General features: G+C 51.7%; 18 protein-coding genes. 15 read left to right on the forward strand and 3 right to left on the reverse strand.

Annotated features, from left to right (window positions below):
* The first annotated feature begins 34 nt into the window (after positions 1–34).
* Complete coding sequence (locus tag MKO97_RS03205; RefSeq protein WP_241104627.1) at positions 35–970, forward strand: DUF6427 family protein; 936 nt, start codon at positions 35–37, stop codon at positions 968–970.
* Between the two features lie 4 nt (positions 971–974).
* On the opposite strand, the gene upp is transcribed toward MKO97_RS03205, so the two are convergent.
* Entirely contained in the window at positions 975–1628 is a 654-nt protein-coding gene (gene upp / locus MKO97_RS03210; protein WP_241104628.1) for a uracil phosphoribosyltransferase, read from the reverse strand.
* 174 nt (positions 1629–1802) lie between these two features.
* Here upp and MKO97_RS03215 point away from each other — a divergent pair, with 174 nt between their 5' ends.
* Together MKO97_RS03215 and MKO97_RS03220 are read left to right on the forward strand one after the other, a co-directional pair.
* Positions 1803–2408, forward strand: coding sequence for a DUF4254 domain-containing protein (locus tag MKO97_RS03215; RefSeq protein ID WP_241104629.1), 606 nt, complete (start codon positions 1803–1805; stop codon positions 2406–2408).
* 2 nt (positions 2409–2410) lie between these two features.
* A complete protein-coding gene (locus tag MKO97_RS03220; RefSeq protein WP_319800017.1) occupies positions 2411–3448 on the forward strand; it encodes a glycosyltransferase family 9 protein in 1038 nt (345 codons plus the stop codon).
* Here MKO97_RS03220 and MKO97_RS03225 read toward each other — a convergent pair.
* A complete protein-coding gene (locus MKO97_RS03225; protein ID WP_241104630.1) occupies positions 3437–3826 on the reverse strand; it encodes a DUF2809 domain-containing protein in 390 nt (129 codons plus the stop codon). The two genes, MKO97_RS03220 and MKO97_RS03225, sit on opposite strands and share 12 nt — an antisense overlap.
* Entirely contained in the window at positions 3823–4872 is a 1050-nt protein-coding gene (locus MKO97_RS03230; RefSeq protein WP_241104631.1) for a ferredoxin--NADP reductase, read from the reverse strand. Before MKO97_RS03230 ends, MKO97_RS03225 begins: the two co-directional genes overlap by 4 nt.
* 109 nt (positions 4873–4981) lie before the next feature.
* On the opposite strand from MKO97_RS03230, the gene MKO97_RS03235 reads away from it, so the two are divergent.
* The 12 genes from MKO97_RS03235 (at position 4982) to atpG (ending at position 16271) form a co-directional block, all read left to right on the forward strand.
* Positions 4982–6454, forward strand: a complete 1473-nt coding sequence (locus MKO97_RS03235) for a DUF5687 family protein (RefSeq protein ID WP_241104632.1) — start codon at positions 4982–4984, stop codon at positions 6452–6454.
* A 3-nt stretch (positions 6455–6457) separates the two neighbouring features.
* On the forward strand, positions 6458–7153 hold the full coding sequence (locus MKO97_RS03240; RefSeq protein WP_241104633.1) for an ABC transporter ATP-binding protein: 696 nt from the start codon (positions 6458–6460) through the stop codon (positions 7151–7153).
* 98 nt (positions 7154–7251) lie between these two features.
* Positions 7252–10179: a tetratricopeptide repeat protein gene (locus tag MKO97_RS03245; protein WP_241104634.1), complete on the forward strand. Its 2928-nt coding sequence runs from the start codon at positions 7252–7254 to the stop codon at positions 10177–10179.
* Positions 10180–10181: 2 nt separating this feature from the next.
* Complete coding sequence (locus tag MKO97_RS03250; protein WP_241104635.1) at positions 10182–10583, forward strand: polymer-forming cytoskeletal protein; 402 nt, start codon at positions 10182–10184, stop codon at positions 10581–10583.
* Complete coding sequence (locus tag MKO97_RS03255; protein ID WP_264557907.1) at positions 10552–10773, forward strand: AtpZ/AtpI family protein; 222 nt, start codon at positions 10552–10554, stop codon at positions 10771–10773. The genes MKO97_RS03250 and MKO97_RS03255 overlap by 32 nt, the downstream gene beginning before the upstream one ends.
* Positions 10770–11156, forward strand: a complete 387-nt coding sequence (locus tag MKO97_RS03260; RefSeq protein ID WP_241104637.1) for a hypothetical protein — start codon at positions 10770–10772, stop codon at positions 11154–11156. The genes MKO97_RS03255 and MKO97_RS03260 overlap by 4 nt, the downstream gene beginning before the upstream one ends.
* Before the next feature lie 116 nt (positions 11157–11272).
* Positions 11273–12421: a F0F1 ATP synthase subunit A gene (atpB, locus tag MKO97_RS03265; RefSeq protein WP_241104638.1), complete on the forward strand. Its 1149-nt coding sequence runs from the start codon at positions 11273–11275 to the stop codon at positions 12419–12421.
* A 29-nt stretch (positions 12422–12450) separates the two neighbouring features.
* The gene (atpE, locus tag MKO97_RS03270) at positions 12451–12642 is read left to right on the forward strand and encodes an ATP synthase F0 subunit C (RefSeq protein WP_241104639.1); all 192 of its coding nucleotides are present in this window, start codon (positions 12451–12453) and stop codon (positions 12640–12642) included.
* 84 nt (positions 12643–12726) lie between these two features.
* Positions 12727–13227, forward strand: a complete 501-nt coding sequence (locus MKO97_RS03275) for a F0F1 ATP synthase subunit B (RefSeq protein WP_241104640.1) — start codon at positions 12727–12729, stop codon at positions 13225–13227.
* 3 nt (positions 13228–13230) lie between these two features.
* On the forward strand, positions 13231–13749 hold the full coding sequence (gene atpH / locus MKO97_RS03280) for an ATP synthase F1 subunit delta (RefSeq protein ID WP_241104641.1): 519 nt from the start codon (positions 13231–13233) through the stop codon (positions 13747–13749).
* Between the two features lie 18 nt (positions 13750–13767).
* On the forward strand, positions 13768–15345 hold the full coding sequence (gene atpA, locus MKO97_RS03285) for a F0F1 ATP synthase subunit alpha (protein ID WP_241104642.1): 1578 nt from the start codon (positions 13768–13770) through the stop codon (positions 15343–15345).
* 68 nt (positions 15346–15413) lie between these two features.
* Entirely contained in the window at positions 15414–16271 is an 858-nt protein-coding gene (gene atpG, locus MKO97_RS03290) for an ATP synthase F1 subunit gamma (protein ID WP_241104643.1), read from the forward strand.
* The last annotated feature ends 30 nt before the right edge of the window (positions 16272–16301 follow it).

The raw sequence follows: 16301 nt of genomic DNA on the forward strand, positions 1-16301 counted from the left end.
TTATATTTACGATGCAAAAGTATAAAATCTGCCGATGATTACAAGTATTTTCAGCAAATCAAGGCCGTTTAACTACATCCTGGTCACCGTCTTGATGGTGTGCTTCTTCTTTGTAAGCGAGACGCACGACACAGCCTGGACGAATTCGTCCGGCGGTATCATCATCAAAACCGGCTGTCTCTTGCTATTGCTTTTCGCGCTTTTCCTCACCAATTTCGTCACGAAACGAAACGGGATGAGCAAAGACAGCACCTATCCGTTCCTGTTTTACTTCGTATTCCTGGTGTTTTTTCCGGGGCTTTTTTCCGATCCTTCGCTCATCGCTGCCAACTTTTTTGTGCTGTTGGCCCTGCGGCGACTCATCTCGCTGCAGTCACTGATCACCCCAAAAGAAAAGATTTTCGACGCCTCTCTCTGGATTTTCGCCGCTGCACTCTTCAAGTTCTGGTGCATCCTGTACCTGTTGATAGTCTTTATCTCGATTATTTTCCACGTGTCGCGCGATTACCGCAACTGGGTCATCCCGTTCATCGCCCTGTTGTCGGCCGGCACCATCTTCGTATTATGTTCCCTGCTGTTCGAACCGCTCTGGATCGAACGCCTCTGGGACGGGGCCTACGTCGATACCTCCTTTGAATACTTCCGCGACAACCGCGAGAACCTGGCGCTGTCGCTCTACGCCGCGGTATCTGTGTTGTTTTTCTTCGCCATGCTGTTCTCGCTGGGCAGTAAGCCATTGATCCTGCATTCGTCCTACAAGAAAATCCTCTTTTCGTTTGTGGTGGGCGTGGCGGTGTTCGTCTTGTCACCGGCCAAAGGGAATGCGTTGCTGTCGTTCACCTATATGCCGCTGGCGATTATGGCTACCAGCTATATAGAAGGACTGAGCAGCCAGTGGGCGAAGGAAGGTTTTTCACTTGGCGTGTGCCTGGTGGCAATCGCGTGTTTCGTGATGCAGGTGGGACTATAACGACTTATAATTTAGGCCCATACGCCAAGTCACCCGCATCTCCGAGTCCGGGAATGATGTATTTCTTCTCATTCAACCGCTCGTCAAGCGACGCAATCCAAACGGTGCAGGAGTCGGGTAGGGTTTCCTGTAGATGTGCGATGCCCTCCGGTGCCGCGATGATAGAGGCGAGGTGCACGGCAGCCGGTTTCGCCTTCTCCAACAACCGAAGCAATACCGCCGACATCGACTGCCCCGTGGCCAGCATCGGATCGAGCAGTAAAAGCGTTTTGCCATTCAGGTCCGGAATGGCTTCGTATTCCAAAAGGATGTCGAACGCGTCGTCGTGGTTATAATGGTGGCGGTAGGCAGAAATAAAACCATTCTCAGCCTGGTCGAAATAATTCAGGAACCCCAAATGCAGCGGTAGCCCGGCCCGCAATATCGAACACAACACCACCGGTTCGCTGATGACCGCGGTCGATTTCACCCCGAGCGGCGTCGTAATATCCACCCCGCTGAATGAGAGCGTTTTACTGATTTCATACGCCATAATCTCCCCGATGCGTTCGATGTTGCGCCGAAACCGCATACGGTCGCCCTGCACCGACACATCGCGCAATTGCGCCAGGAAATGGTTGAGGATGCTGTTGTGTTCCGAAAGGTGATGCACGCGCATAGGAAGGTATTTTGATGTAAATGTACGGGATTTTGAATTTGAGGACGATCTCTACCCAAGAACCTAGAGCCAAGAACTAAGAACCAAGAACTAAAAACCATCAACCCAAAACTCAAAACCCAAAACTCAAAACTCAAAACCCAAACCCCTATCTTTGTCCTCTAAATCCATCTCATGATTTCGCAGCAGGCCTATTCCGTTTTTGAACAAAGCATCCGCGACTACCATCAGTTCGATCATGTCGACCATCCGATTTCGAACCCGTACCCGAAAGGGCAGTTCGAACATTTGTTATATGTAAAGAACTGGATCGACACCGTGCAATGGCACCTCGAAGACATCATCCGCGATCCGAATATCGACCCGGTCGCCGCGCTGGCGCTGAAGCGTCGCATCGATGCTTCCAACCAGGAACGCACCGATATGGTAGAATATATCGACAGTTACTTCCTTCAGAAATACGCCCACGTGCAGCCAAAGGACGGCGCGAAAATCAACTCGGAAAGCCCGGCCTGGGCCTTCGACCGTCTTTCGATCCTGGCGCTCAAGATCTACCACATGAACGAAGAGGCCAGCCGCGCCGACGCGTCACAGGAACACCGCGATAAGTGCCAGGCCAAACTCGACATCCTGCTGGAGCAACGCCGCGACCTGACCACGGCTATCGAGGATTTGTTGCAGGATATTGAAAACGGCGACAAGTACATGAAAGTCTACAAACAGATGAAGATGTACAACGACGACGACCTGAATCCGGTACTCTACCAAGGGAAAAAATAACCGTGCCGTCACTACCGCAGCATATCGCCGTCATGCGACTCTCCGCCATGGGCGACGTGGCGATGACGGTTCCGGTGCTTCGGGCCTTTCGCAAACGCTATCCCGAGGTGCGGCTGACGGTGGTATCCACACCCTTCCTGAAACCGTTGTTCGACGCGTTGCCAGGCGTGACATTCGTTCCGTTCGATAAGAAGGCATACAAAGGCGTGTTCGGACTTTTCCGTTTCTATCGGAAGCTGAAGGCAACCGGAATCGACGCTTTCGCGGATGTGCACAGCGTCACCAGATCGCGTATCATCGGATTGTTTTTTACCCTTTCGGGCTATGCAGTGGCCCGCCTCGACAAAGGACGAAGCGAGAAGAAAGCCCTGACCCGTCCGCACAATAAGATGTGGAAACCGTTGAAGACCAGTCCGGAGCGCTATGCCGACGTGTTCCGTTCCCTTGGGTATCCGCTCGACCTTTTCCCAGCTGAATTTCCCCAACCCCAACCGCTGTCTGACGCTGTGTGGGCCGTTACCGGACCCAAAACCGGCCGCTGGATCGGCATCGCGCCCTTTGCCCAGCACGCTCCCAAAGTGTACCCAGAGGATTTGATGCAGGATGTCATAAACGCACTTGCCACCTGGCCCGACGTAAAGGTGCTGTTGTTTGGTGGTGGAAAAGAGGAAACCGCCCGACTGCAAGCCATTGCCGATTCGTCACCCCATTTGGTCAACGTCGCCGGGCGCCTTTCGTTTGCCGATGAACTTCTGTTGATTTCCCACCTTGACGTCATGCTCTCGATGGATTCCGGAAACGGTCACCTGGCCGCGATTGCCGGTGTGCCGGTCGTGACGTTGTGGGGCGCGACGCATCCGTATGCGGGGTTTGCGCCGTTCGGACAGCCACTTTCAAATTCGCTGTGCCCGGATCGGGAACGCTATCCGATGCTGCCTACGTCGGTGTTTGGCAACAAGGAGGTGGTCGGTTATGAAGACGCCATGCGTACCATTCGGCCTGATTTGGTAGTGGAAAAAATAAAGGAATTACTGCCGTAGTAACCGTCCGCGGAGGCTTTCGAAAAGGACGATAAGAAAGAACCCGCCGATATACGCCCACACATCTTCCCACGCAGCCGAATGCCCGATGACCGTGCGCGCCAGTGTGGAATGCTCCCATCCCAACCAATAAATAAAGTTGCAATACTGTAGGAATTCGATCCAGAAAGCAAACAACAGCACGCCTAGGGCGGTGGGCAGCATCCGCACCTTAAAGACGGTCCGGACGGCACAATAAAGTAATATAACGACCAACGTATCCCCAAAGTAAGGCCGGATGAAGTGATCGTGCACGAAAAGCGCAATGGCCACTTCTATCAGGAACAACGCGACCGAAGCGGCGAAATACCCGCGATGAAAGGTGAGGAAACGCGTCACACGTCGTCGTAATCGATATACAGTTCAGGCGTCGTCGGATGCGCCTGGCACGTCAGGATGAGGCCGTCTGCGATTTCACCATCGGTGAGGATGGCGTTCTTTTTCATCAAGGCACCGCCCGATTTCACCCGCGCCATACAACTGCTGCAAATCCCGCCCTGGCACGAATAGGGCGCATCGGCACCGGCTTTGAGCGCGGCATCGAGCACCGTAGTCAGGGGTGACATTTCAAAGGTCGTCTCGTCGCCGTCGACCAGCACCGTAACTTTGGTGTGGGACGTACCCGACACGTCGATTTTCTTTTCCGGTGCCGACGAGGTAAAGAGCTCGAAATGGATGTCTTTCTCTTTGACATTCTGCGAAGTCAGCACCGACGAAACCGTACGGATCATATCTTCCGGTCCACATAGCCAGTAACCATCGAACGTCATTTCTTTGTGTTTGTTCTTCAGTACAAAGTTGACCACCGAGCGGTCGATACGGCCGAACAGTGCGCCATCGACTTTCGCTTCACTGAACACATGGTGCAGGAAGAAACGGCCCACGAACCGTTGTTCGAGTTCGTGCAACTGCTGGTAAAAAATGGCAGTTTCAGGCGATTTGTTGCCGTACACCAATACGAAACTGCTTTCCGGCTCGCCCTCCAACACCGATTGCAGGATCGACATGACCGGCGTGATGCCACTTCCGGCGGCGAAGGCCACATAATTCCGTTGGCGTTCCGCATTGGGGTGAAAGGTGAAATTGCCTTCCGGAAGGCCCACTTCCAACACATCGCCCACACGAAGCTGTTCGTTGGCGAATTTGGAAAAGAACCCGTTGCGGATGCCTTTGATGGCAATACGCAGTTCGCCACTGCCGGGCGCCGAGCAGATGGAATAGGCCCGCCGGATTTCCTGTCCGTCGAGCACGAGTTTTAAGTTGAGGTATTGTCCTGCGACAAAATCATAGACGTCACGGTACGCCTCCGGAACCGAGAATAAAACGGAGATGGCGTCGGGTGTCTCGCGACGGATTTCTGTGATGGGGAGTTTATAGAAAGCCATGGTCGAAATTTCATACAAAGGTACAAATTGCAGCTCGGAAACAAATTTGAAGGAGGGCTTGTAACTTTTTTGTACTTTTCAACACCAACCGCACACAAAACAGGAACGCATGATCAAAAAATTCCTCTACCTCGAATGGAAGGCCTTCATCCGATCGGCTTCTTTCGGGACGAACCTCGCCATGAAAATCCTCATGGGCATCATGGCGCTGTATTTTACGGTGATTTTCCTCGGAGCCGGCATCGGCGGGTTTTTCCTCCTGCGGGATGAAGCCGGGCTCGACCCACTCGAAACCGTCAACCGTTACCTGATTTATTACTTCATCGGTGACCTTCTGACTCGTCTCCTGTTGCAGAAAATGCCGGTGATGAACATCCGGCCCATGCTGGCGATGAACATCCGGCGTAAAACGATTGTGCATTTTACGATCGGAAAAACCTTCCTGTCATTCTTTACCGTACTGCACCTGTTCGCGTTTGTGCCGTTCATCATCACCATGCTCGTGCAGGGTGTTGAACCGGTAGGCGTTGTGTGCTGGACGATAGCGGTTTTTGCCCTGGTGTTGTTCAACGACCTGTTGGCCATCCTGCTGAATAACAAAGACAATCTTTTTTATGCCTTTCTCGCGCTCGTGGCAGGTTTGGCGGCCAGTCAGTACTATGGCATTTTCAACGTTACAGATTACACCGTCCACTTCTACCACGGATTCTTTTTGACACAATGGCTCTGGATTATTCCTGTGGTGATTTTTGTGGTCACCTATCGTTTTACCTTCCGGTTCTTACGCTCGGAATTATACCTCGACGCCGGCCTTGCTTCGAAACACGAAGTAGCGTCAACAGAGAATTTCACCTGGCTGAACCGATTCGGCAAACTGGGTACTTTCCTTAAAAATGACATCAAACTGATCAAACGGAACAAGCGCTCGAAAGGCACCATCTTCGCCAGCATCATGTTCCTGTTTTACGGACTGCTGTTCTACACCGGTTCTATCGAGGCCTATAACAATACCTTCATGCACATGTTCGCCGGTATTTTCGTCAGTGGAGGCTTCCTGTTTACGTTCGGTCAGTTTGTGCCGAGTTGGGACAGTGCCTATTATCCGCTGATGATGACACAGAACATCCCGTATCGCGAATACCTGCGGTCGAAATGGTTCCTGATTGTGGTGGCGACGGGTGTTTCGGCGATTCTGGCGTCGTTCTACATCTACTTCGGCTGGCAGATCTATCGGATGATCCTGATTGGGGCGATTTACAATATCGGTGTCAACTCACACCTGGTGTTGCTCGGCGGTGCATTTACCAAAACCCCCATCGACCTGGCCTCGACCAAAGGAGCGTTCGGGAATAACAAGAGTTTCAATGTCAAGACCATGCTGATTTCCATCCCGAAATTGCTGGTGCCGGTGTTGCTGTATGGAATCGGCGACATGATTGCAGGCGAAACGGCTGCGTTGGTACTCGTAGGCGCCGTGGGCGTGGTTGGGTTCCTGACGCGCAATTGGGTCTTCATGCAGATCGAGAAAATATACAAGAGAGAAAAATATTCGACGTTGGACGCTTACAAGCAAAAGAACTAAAACATGATACAGGTACGCAATCTTAGTAAAGTATATGACGGAGTACGGGTGCTGAACATTCCGGAACTCGACATACGGGAAGGCGAAAGCTTCGGACTCGTAGGCAATAACGGTGCCGGTAAAACGACGTTTTTCAGCCTGTTGCTCGACTTGATCAGTCCGACGTCGGGTCATATCGACAACCGCAACGTGACAGTCGACAAAAGCGAAGACTGGAAACCGTTCACCGCCTCCTTTCTCGATGAAAGTTTCCTGATCGGATACCTGACTGCCGAAGAGTACTTCTATTTCGTAGGCGAACTGCGCGGCCAGAATAAAGCCGATGTCGATGCACTTTTGGCGAAACACCAGGAATTCTTCAACGGTGAAATCCTGAATACCAAGAAATACATCCGCGATTTCTCGAAAGGGAACCAAAAGAAAATCGGTATCATCGCGACCCTTATCGGAAGCCCGAAAGTGATCGTATTGGATGAACCCTTTGCCAACCTTGACCCAACGACACAGTTCCGCCTGAAGAAAATCATCAAGGAACTGGCCGACGACCCAACCGTAACCGTGCTGGTATCCAGCCACGACCTGAACCATACGGTTGAGGTGAGCGATCGCATTGTGGCCATGCACAAGGGTGAAATCGTCAAAGACATCGTAACGTCAGAGGAAACCCTTCGCGAGCTCGAGGCCTTTTTCGCCGTCTAAGCATAGGGCAAGCCGAAAAACGGGCGCTTACTACCCCATTTTCCGAAAAGAAGCGTATTTTTACCGGTTAGTATACTAAAGACGGCATTTGCCAGTTAATGGATAAAAACGCTTCCGATTTGACTACCAATATATTGCGGACAGCCGCTGGGTTGGCTGCGCTACTGCTTTTCGTCACGGCCTGTTCGACCCGTAAAGACCGTTTTGTGAACCGGCAATGGCAGGCGCTCAACACGAAATACAATGTCATGTATAACGGCAACATGGCCTATGAAAAAGGCCTGGCGGATATACGCGACAAATACAACGACAATTTCTGGGAAGTGCTGCCCATCGAACGGATGACGCCTAAAACCGATGAGGTAAAGGCGGGACAGCAGGCGGAATTGAACGCGAATTTCCAACGCGCGGAAGAGAAGGCGACCAAAGCCATCCAGAAGCGCTCGATGAACATCGACGGACGCGAGCGGAACCCACAGATGGACGAAGCGCACCTTCTCCTGGGCAAGTCGCGCTACTACGACAACCGTTTTGTGCCGGCACTCGAAGCCTTCAACTACATCCTGTATAAATATCCCGAAAGCGATAAGATTTACGAAGCGAAGATCTGGCGCGAACGCACCAACATGCGCCTCGACAACGACCAGGTGGCGGTCAATAACCTGACCAAACTATTGGGAGAAATCAAACTGAAAGACCAGGTTTTCGCCGATGCCAATGCCACACTGGCCCAGGCTTTCCTGAACCTCGAACAGCGTGACAGTGCCCTGGTGAAACTCAGCACCGCGCTGAAGTATACCGAAGTCAACGAAGAGAAAGCCCGTTACCACTTCATCCTCGGGCAATTATACGAAGAACAGAAAGAGAAAGACAGCGCCTACAAGCACTACCAGGCGGTGATCGACATGAAACGGAAGTCGCCGCGGAAATACGTCATCGAGGCGCATGCCCGTCAGGCCCGTCAATTCGATTATGTCAAAGGCGATACGTTGGCGTTTTTGGAGAAGTATACCGCGTTGTTGGAAGACCGTGAGAACCGTCCGTTCCTCGACGTCCTCAACCACCAGATGGCGCTCTACCATGACGCGCGGAAGAACTATCCGGCCGCTGTCAAGTTTTACAACAAGTCGATTGAAAAGCGCACGAAAGACGATTACCTCACCGCTTCGAATTACCGCAACATCGCGCAGATAAAATTCAACACGGCCAAATACCAGGACGCCGGACTGTATTACGACAGTACGATGACCTACCTGAATCCGAAGACGCGCGAATTCAAGGCGATCAAGAAGAAACGCGACAACCTGGCCGATGTCATCAAGTATGAAGCAATCGCCCAGCGCAACGACAGCATCCTCAATGTCACGTCACTTTCAGCCAATGACCGAAAGGAGTTCTACGAAGCCTATATCGCCAAACTCAAGAAAGCCGACGAGGCCAAAGCCAAGCTCGAAAAAGAAAAACAGGAACGCCTCGAACGCGAGAACCGCGCCGCCGATAACGACGACATCGAGCGGGCCGACGGAAAGGCCATCGTAGCGACGGTCAAAGACGATCCGAACAGCAAAGTGAGTCCGGTTAAGTCTACCGGCGGAACCAGCGCGGGCAACAGCACCTTTTATTTCTACAACCCGCAAACCGTGGCCTTTGGCAAACTTGAATTCCGTAAAAAATGGGGTTCCCGTGCGCTGAAGCCCAATTGGCGCTTGTCGGCCCTCAAGCAGGCAGATGAGAAAGCCGATGAGTTGCTAACCGATTCGACGGCGATTACCGCTGCACGCGATCCGAAAGGAAAAACGACGGAAGCCGTTCCGGAGAAATACACAACTGATTTTTACCTCAAACAACTGCCTTCCGACAAAAAGGTACTTGACAGCTTGGCCGTCGAGCGCAATTTCGCGTACTACCAATTGGGCGTTATTTATAAAGAGAAGTTCAAGGAGTATAAACTGGCCGCCGACAAACTCGAACAATTGCTCGGCAACAAGCCGGAAGAGCGACTGGTGCTACCGACCTACTACCATCTCTTCAAGATTTACGAGATCATTGACAAGAACAAGGCAGCGGCGATGAAAAACCGGATTGCGACGGAATACCCCGATTCGCGATACGCACAAATCCTCACCAACCCAACCGAGGCCGCCACGAGTAATCAATCGCCGGAAGCGGTATACGACCGCCTTTTTGCGATGTACGAAAAAGAAGAATATCGCGCCCTTTTACCGCAGGTGGAAGCAGCCGTCACACAGTTCACCGGTGAAGAGATCGTGCCGAAGATGGAGCTGTTGAAGGCCCGCGTGGCCGGAAAGATCAAAGGGTTGAAAGAGTATAAATCGAACCTGAATTTCCTCGCTTTGAATTATCCGAATGCAGAAGAAGGTAAGGAAGCCGAGAAATTGCTGGGGCGGGATGTGGCCATGCTCGAAGCGCGCAAGTACTATGCCGCCAAACCCGAAAGCTGGAAGATACTTTATAAGATAAGCGCAACCGACACACCTGAAATCAAAAAGCTCGTCGGATTGCTCACAACGTTCACCGCCGAACGCACCACCGAGCGCCTGAAACTGTCACGCGACCTGTTTACGATGGAAGACGACTTCCTGGTGATACACGGCATCCCGAGTGAACAGAAAGCGAAAGACATCGCCACCATCCTGCGCGACTACAAAGACTATCAGGTCAAACAGGAAAGTGTCGTCATCTCAAACGAGAACTACATCGTATTGCAGGCCAATAAAAACCTCGAGGACTACCTGAAAACGCCGCCAAGCGATCCGTTGCCAGAACCGACATACGTGCCTGAAAAACAAATCGTGCAGCCAAAAGATAAGTTACCGGGCAAGCGGCAGGAAAAACGCGACGCTTCGAAAGCTTCGGGAACGCGACCACCGGGGATGCCGGTGCCGCCAACCGAAAAAGACGAACCGTCCGCCGGATCTAAAATGGCGCCTGGTAAAGGCAGCAACAACGGTTCACTCGACAAATCGGCCGACAAAGGAAAAGCACAGCCACCCCAACGCCCATAGCCATGTTTGAGAAAAGCCAGAAATCGTATACGGACCTCCTCGGAAAGACCAACCGGATCGTCGAAGGCACGCAAATACGCGGCGACATCGTTTCGCAGGCCGACTTCCGGCTTGACGGCGAATTGGTCGGCAACTTTTCAAGTAAAGGAAAAATCGTAATCGGTCCGGCGGGCAGCGTCACAGGCGACATCACCTGCAAGAATGCCGATATCGAAGGGCGTTTCAAAGGAAAGATACTGGTGGCCGAAACCCTTAATATCAAAGCCAAGGCATCGATACAGGGCGAGGTCGTATGTGCGAAACTGTCGGTAGAACCCGGGGCCGACTTCAGCGCCAGCTGTGAGATGCGCCAGCTTAAAACCCCACTTGCCGATGGAGCCGGAGAAGAAAAGAAACCGCAATAAGTGGTTAGAGCTCTTGAGTATTCCCGCGCAAATGGGCGCGGTGATTTTTCTGTTTTCCTGGTGCGGTGGATGGCTTGACCGCGAACACCCACATCCTACCATCGATTACCGGGTATTGTTGACACTGATTGGCGTAGCCGTGTCGATGACGAGCGTCATCCTACAGGTAAACCGGATGAACCGAAAATGAGACAGGCAGCACACACCTTTGTATACCTCACTATAGTAGCTGCGGTTTGCTGCTCCGTACATTACGCACTCATTTCTTTTTTCGGTTGGGAAGAGGTAAAGCAACAGTTGCCGCTCCCGGAAACCTACGGCTTGTTTTTCCTGGGATCCTTACCGGTTTTGACAGTCGTACACCTTGTGTATCAGAAGAACAAAGACATAGTCGGTTTGTCGTTTCTGGTGGTTACGATGGCGAAGTTTATCGGCGCGGGCCTACTGGCGAAGTTGCTGCTCCCCGATTCGGAACACGGTCGCCTGGCGCAGTTTCACTTCCTGGCGCTCTTCCTTCTCTTTTTAGCAATAGAGACCGTCCTGACAATTAGGATTTTAAACAAAAAACAATAAAACAGCAGGGATTCTGCAGAAAGCTCTGAAAAAAACTTTTTTCCGTTTTTTTTACGACAGAAATCGCATACCTTTGCACCAAATTTCAAGAACCTTAGAATTTAAGTGCAAGAGATATGGTGATTTCCGGAAAACCGCTTCGATTTTTAGGATTACTTCTGATCGCGCTTCTCCCTTTAAAAGGACTTTCCCAGCATGCCGTTGACTCGGTTACCGTTGGTGATACGAAAGTGACAACAGAGGTAGAAGGCAATGAGGCAACCACCGTTGTTTCAGAAGAAGAAAAGGGAAAAGAGGAGCGTGCCGAACACATCAAGCACCACTTACTCGACTCGCATGATTTCACCCTGTTCTCGTATGGCGAACACGGACACGAAACGCATGTAGGGTTTCCACTCCCCGTCATTCTTTGGGATGGTGGCCTGCACGTTTTTATGTCTTCAAAATTCGAGCATGAGACAGCCGTAGCCGAAAGCAACGGAAACTACTATAAAATAGAACACGGTCTTGTGTATAAGACCGATGCATCCGGAAACATCCTGGAAGACGCTGACGGAAACCACATCAAGCCAATCGATTTTTCTATCACGAAAAACGTCTTTATGATTTTGGTGGTCGGCTTCATCATGTTGTGGTTGTTTTCTTCCCTTGCGCGTTCCTATAAAAAGAACGGCGGCATCGCTACTGGTGCCGGGCGCTTCATGGAGCCGTTGATCCTCTACATCCGTGACGAGATTGCGATTCCGAACATCGGCGAGAAGCACTACAAAAAATACATGAGCCACCTGTTGACGATTTTCTTCTTCGTGTGGTTCCTGAATATGTTCGGCCTGACGCCGCTGGGGGTAAACGTAACGGGTAACATCACGATTACAGCAGCCCTTGCGATCCTTACTTACATCATCACAACTACAACCGGTAAGAAAGACTATTGGAAGCACATCTTCTGGATGCCGGGCGTGCCGTATCCGATGCGTATCATCCTGGCGCCGATTGAATTGTTGGGCACCGTCATCAAGCCGTTCTCGCTCATGATTCGTCTTTATGCGAACATGCTGGCAGGTCACGTGGTGTTGATGAGTATCATCGCCTTGATGTACACCGCGAACCACCCGGTAGGAAGTCCGTTGTCGTTCCTCCTTGCGTTCGTACTCTCATTGCTTGAAATTTTGGTTGCTTTGTTGCAGGCCTATATCTTTACCATGCTGTCGGCTCTCTATTTTGGATCGGCCAGTGAAGAGCACGCACACGACGACCACCATTAATACGAGTTGTTTAATTTAATATATATAGTATGACTATTCCAAACATTGTAGGTGCAGGCCTTATCGTTATCGGTGCCGGTATGGGTATTGGTAAAATCGGTGGTTCTGCAATGGAGGCGATCGCACGTCAGCCGGAAGCTTCTGGTAAAATCCAGACAGCGATGCTGATCGCAGCGGCCCTTATCGAAGGTATCGGTTTCGCGGCTCTTTTCGCAGCGTAATCCACTTCACAAGAAAGAGTGCCGTAACGGTTGGTTGCGGCAACTTTTTCAAACAAAAAGAATACAACAACTAGATATACCGTAATGGAAAAATTATTTGGCACCTTTTCTATCGGACTGTTTATCCTTCAGACGGTCATTTTTGTTGCGCTGATTTTCCTGCTTAGGAAATTCGCCTGGAAACCCATCCTTGACACAGTAAACGAGCGTGAAGAAGGTATCCGTTCGGCACTTCGCGCTGCGGAGGATGCCAAGAAAGAAATGGCCAACCTGAAGACGCAGAACGAGAACCTGTTGGCAGAAGCCCGCGCCGAGCGTGACGCCCTGATGAAGGAAGCCCGTGAGATCAAAGAAAAAATGATTGCCGATGCGAAGTCGGAAGCAGCTGCACAAGGACAGAAAATGATCGAGCAGGCCAAAGCCACGATCGAAGGTGAAAAGAACGCGGCACTCGCGGAGTTGAAAGCACAGATTTCGACGATTTCACTTGACATCGCCGAGAAGTTGCTGAAAGAGGAATTGTCAAACAAGGAAGCCCAGACCAAACTCGTCGAGAAGATGCTGGGTGACGTCAAACTGAACTAAGGCATGTCGAGAGCTGCAATACGCTACGCGAAAGCGATACTCGAAACGGCAGGCAATGCGGCTGCCGTCAATGCCGATATGGAGACCATCCTGGGTGCGATCAGCGAAAGCGACGAACTGAAAGAGTTCCTGTCCAATCCTGTCACCACCTCCGAGATCAAGCTGTCGGCCCTGAACGAGGTATTCGCTTCGGTACAGAATGATACCAAAGCCCTGTTCCGCCTCTTGCACGAAAACAAGCGGTTTGAGATCCTGGCACAGGTAGCCCAACAGTATAAGATATTGTTCGACGAGTTGAGCGGTACCGAAGTGGCGGTGGTCACAACGGCGTTTCCGATCACAGCCGAACTGGAAAGCAAAGTGATGGCGAAGATCAAGGAGTTTTCCTCCAAGAACATCATCATCCAGAATATCGTGGATCCGGCGATCATCGGCGGGTTCATCCTTCGCATCGGCGACCGGCAGTACAATGCCTCAGTAGCCGATCGTTTAACCGAACTGAAAAGAGAATTAAGTAACTGATTTTAGTTAACAATAGTTATGGCGGAAATTAAAGCGGCTGAGATTTCAGCAATCCTGAAAAAGCAACTTTCGGCTTTCGAATCCGGAGCTACGCTGGAAGAAGTAGGAACCGTATTGCAGGTGGGTGACGGTATTGCCCGTGTATACGGACTGTCAAACGCACAATACGGCGAACTCGTGCAGTTCGAGAACGGACTGGAAGGTATCGTCCTCAACCTTGAGGAAGACAACGTAGGGGTCGTACTCCTCGGACCATCCGGCGAGATCAAGGAAGGTGCCACCGTGAAACGGCTGCAGCGCATCGCGTCCCTTCGCGTAGGGGAAGAGATGGTAGGCCGCGTCGTCAACACACTGGGCCAGCCTATCGACGGTAAAGGACCGATCGGCGGACAGCTTTACGAAATGCCACTCGAAAGAAAAGCACCAGGCGTTATCTTCCGTCAACCGGTAACCGAGCCGCTCCAGACAGGGGTGAAGGCGATCGACGCGATGATCCCGGTCGGACGCGGACAGCGTGAGCTCGTCATCGGTGACCGCCAGACAGGTAAGTCGAGCGTATGTCTCGATACCATCCTCAACCAAAAAGAATTCTACGATGCAGGCCAACCTGTATTCTGTATATACGTAGCGGTAGGCCAGAAGGCCTCTACCGTTGCCGGTATCGCCAAAACCCTTGAAGAAAAAGGCGCAATGGCCTACACGGTAATCGTGGCAGCGAACGCGTCTGACCCAGCTCCGATGCAGGTATACGCTCCGTTCGCAGGTGCCGCAATCGGTGAGTACTTCCGCGACACAGGCCGTCCGGCGCTGATCGTATATGATGACCTGTCGAAACAAGCGGTTGCCTACCGTGAGGTGTCGCTCCTCCTCCGTCGTCCACCAGGACGCGAGGCTTACCCAGGTGACGTATTCTACCTCCACTCCCGTTTGCTCGAGCGTGCGGCGAAAATCATCGCCGACGACGATATCGCAAAAGGCATGAACGACCTTCCGGAATCACTGAAAGGCATCGTAAAAGGAGGCGGATCACTTACCGCACTTCCGATCATCGAAACACAGGCGGGTGACGTTTCGGCGTATATCCCAACCAACGTAATCTCGATTACAGACGGACAGATCTTCCTCGAGTCGGATCTCTTCAACTCAGGTGTGCGTCCGGCGATCAACGTAGGTATCTCGGTATCACGTGTAGGGGGTAACGCCCAGATCAAGTCGATGAAGAAAGTAGCCGGTACCCTGAAACTCGACCAGGCGCAGTTCCGCGAACTCGAAGCCTTCGCCAAATTCGGTTCCGACCTTGACGCGGTAACGCTCAACGTAATCGAAAAAGGACGTCGTAACGTAGAGATCCTGAAACAAGGCCTCAACGATCCTTACACGGTAGAAGACCAGGTAGCGATTATCTACGCCGGTTCGAAAAACCTGCTCCGTAGCGTGCCGGTGAACAAAGTGAAAGAATTCGAGAAAGACTACCTCGAATACCTGAACAGCACCCACCGCGATACGCTCAACGCCCTGAAAGCGGGTAAACTCGACGACACCATCACCGATGTGTTGGAGAAAGCAGCGAAAGAGATTTCAGCGAAATACAAGTAAATTAGCGAATTAGCGAATTAGCGAATGTCATTCGCTAATTCGCTAATTGGCACATTAGCTAATTAAAAATGGCAAACCTCAAGGAAATCCGTAATCGTATCACGTCGGTCTCATCGACGATGCAGATTACGTCGGCGATGAAGATGGTTTCTGCGGCCAAGTTGAAAAAGGCCCAGGATGCCATCACGGCCATGCGACCGTATGCCGAGAAATTGACCGAATTGCTACAGAACCTTTCGGCGACGCTCGAAGGTGAGGTAGGTGGCGACTATACCGCCCAACGCGAGGTACGCAACGTACTGGCCGTGGTCATCACCTCTAACCGGGGTCTCGCCGGTGCCTTCAACTCCAACGTCGTCAAAGAAGTACGCGCCGTGCGGGAGACCTACGCGGGGAAGAACATTGAGTTCGTCACCATCGGTAAGAAAGGAAACGACGCCCTGCGCAAGACAAACACAATCGCGTTCAACGACAATGCCGTTTTCGATGCCCTTACATTCGACAACGTAGCAGCACTCGCCGACCGGTTGACGGCCCTTTTCCTCGAAGGAAAATACGACCGTATCGTATTGGTATATAACCAATTCAAAAACGCGGCGACGCAGGTGGTGAAAACCGAGCAGTTCCTGCCGTTGCAATCAGTAGGACAGTCAAACGCATCCGGAGTTGATTATATCTTCGAACCGTCGATGGAGGAGATCGTCATGACGCTCATCCCGAAGATGCTCAAGACACAACTGTACAAAGCCATCCGCGACTCATTTGCGGCCGAGCACGGTGCCCGTATGACGGCGATGCACAAAGCAACCGACAACGCGACGGCGCTCCGCAACCAGTTGAAACTGACCTACAACAAAGCCCGCCAGGCGGCGATTACTGGGGAAATCCTCGAAATCGTAGGAGGCGCGGAAGCGTTGAACGGATAAGAAAAATAGATGTTACACAAGAAAGCCGGC

Origin of the sequence: Flavobacterium sp. HJ-32-4 (assembly GCF_022532105.1) — a bacterium.
Lineage (GTDB): Bacteria > Bacteroidota > Bacteroidia > Flavobacteriales > Flavobacteriaceae > Flavobacterium.